Origin of the sequence: Streptomyces katrae (genome assembly GCF_000966975.1) — a bacterium.
Classification (GTDB): Bacteria; Actinomycetota; Actinomycetes; order Streptomycetales; family Streptomycetaceae; genus Streptomyces; species Streptomyces katrae.
In genome coordinates this window covers 1-1,998 of the sequence record NZ_JZWV01001452.1, presented here as the reverse complement: position 1 = coordinate 1,998, position 1,998 = coordinate 1, and the positions used below count along the sequence as shown (strand labels likewise).

Here is a 1,998-nt window from a genome sequence, read left to right as displayed (position 1 = left end):
CGTCGGCGGCCCAGTAGGCGTTGTCCCCCTGGTGGTACTCGCAGGCGAAGGCGAGGCAGCCGAGGTCCGCCCAGAAGTCCTCGGTCTCGTCCAGGACCGTGTAGAGGCCGACGACCTCGACGCGGGGCCCGGCGCCGGGCACGGGCGAGGTGGTCAGGACCGATCCGAGGCGGGCGCCGATGGTCCGTGCGGCGCGCTGCGAGAGCGCGATCCGCAGCGGAGGCCCGTCCTCGGCGGTATTCCCGGCCGTGCCGGGTGCCGTGGCCGCGGCGGGTGCGTCCTGCGGCCAGTGCCCCTCCACCAGCCGTACGTGTGCCCGGGCGTCGTGTACGTACAGCAGGCGCATCACGGGCGGCAGGCCGGACGGGGCGGAGAGTCCGGGGTTCGTCAGGCTCCGGCCCTTGACGGTCCAGTTGCCGTACACCACCGCGTCCGGGTCGACGTGGAAGCTGCCTCCGGTGTGGGCGAGGAGGGTGTCGCGGGTCGCGTCGAGGCGGTCCGTGCCCTGTCCCTGCCGCGGGGGCGGCGCGGTGGCCAGGAGGCTGGTGTAGCCCGGGCCGCCGCGCTGCAGGAAGGACCGCAGTGCCTGGTCGGCGCCCCGGTCCTGGGCGCGCGGCAGGGCGGCGGCCAGGAGGACGGCGACGAAGGCCAGTACGGCGGCGAGCACGCTGCCGAGCCGGGCCGCCCGCAGCCGGGTCCTGACCCAGGGCGCGGGCCGCGGGCCGGACCGCCCGGCGGCCCCGGACGGCACTGCGGCGGGGGACGGCTCGGGGCGGTCCGGCGCAGGGGTGGCGGAGGAGTCCGGGGTCGCGGACGGCGGCGGGGTGGTCACATCTCCTCCACGGGGCGCAGCCGGGCGGCGATGTCGCGGCCCCGGGGGCCGCCGGACGCGGCCGACAGCAGGGGGACGGCCGCGATGGCGGCGGCCGTCAGCAGGGTCTGCCAGAACGGCATGTCCACCCGTACGGGCGGGAACGGCCGGTGCGCGGCCGGTGTCAGCACGACGAGGGGCGCCATCAGGTGGACGAGGGCGACGCCCAGCCCGGTCCCGACCGCGGTCCCGAGGAGGATCAGCACCGCCCCCTCGGCGGCGGCGGCCCGGGCCAGCGACCGGCGCGGGGTCCCGAGCGCGAGCAGGACGGAGAACTCCCGGCCGCGCACGCGCCGTTCGGCGGCGGTGGAGGTGGCGAACCCGATGGCGGCGAGGACCGCGCAGGCGGCGGCGAGGGCGGCCAGCGCGCTCTGCGGGCCGGCGCTCAGCGGGTCGTCCAGCAGGGCGGCGGTGATCTCCCCGCTCAGCTGGACGCGTTCGGTCCTGACCCCTTCGCGGAGCGCCCGCGCCGCGCGGGCCGGTACCGGGTCCGCGGCCGAGGCGGCGGGCAGCCACCACTCGGTGGGCGCGGGGGGCTGCTGCCCGGCGGTTTCCAGCAGGAGGCGGCCGAGCGTGCCCAGGTCGACGGCGAGCGCCGTCCGGCCGGCCACGGGCAGGGCTTCCACGGCGGCGGTGATCCGCAGCGGCACCGTCACCCCGTCGACGGTGATGTGCACCGTGTCGCCCGTGGCGGCGCCGAGGGCGCGCAGGTAGCCGGTGGTGGCGACCGCGGGGACCGGGGTGGCGGGCGGGGCGGCGGGAGCGGGGAAGAGCAGGGCCTGGACGCCCTTCTCGGTGCCGGACCCGCCCCAGTAGCGCAGTCGGAGCAGGTCGGTGGAGCCGGCCGCGGCCGGGGAGAGGACGGGGGTCCCCGAGGCGCGGGGCTGCGCCGGGGGTGCCAGCTGCCAGCCCCCGGTGGCGGCGGCGCCGGGGGCGGCCGGGGCGGCGGGCGCGGCGACCGGTACGGCGCCGCCGTCCGGGGTGTCGGAGACGGCGAGCCGGCGCAGCGTCAGTTCGGCTCCGTCGCCGGCGGGGCCGCCGTCGCCCGCGTACGAGAGGTGGACGCCCGCCAGCGCCAGCGGGGTGGCGGCCGAGCCGATCGGGGCGTCGGTCAGTGCGTCCAGGGG

2 protein-coding genes are annotated in these 1,998 nt (G+C 79.2%); both read right to left on the bottom strand.

The window, feature by feature from the left end:
• Positions 1-832, bottom strand: an 832-nt coding sequence (locus VR44_RS38245) for a hypothetical protein (RefSeq protein WP_045952287.1), incomplete at its 3' end; no start/stop codon positions are given.
• The coding region (locus VR44_RS38240; protein ID WP_045952286.1) for an FtsX-like permease family protein at positions 829-1,998 on the bottom strand (1,170 nt) is incomplete at its 5' end. The genes VR44_RS38245 and VR44_RS38240, both read right to left, overlap by 4 nt.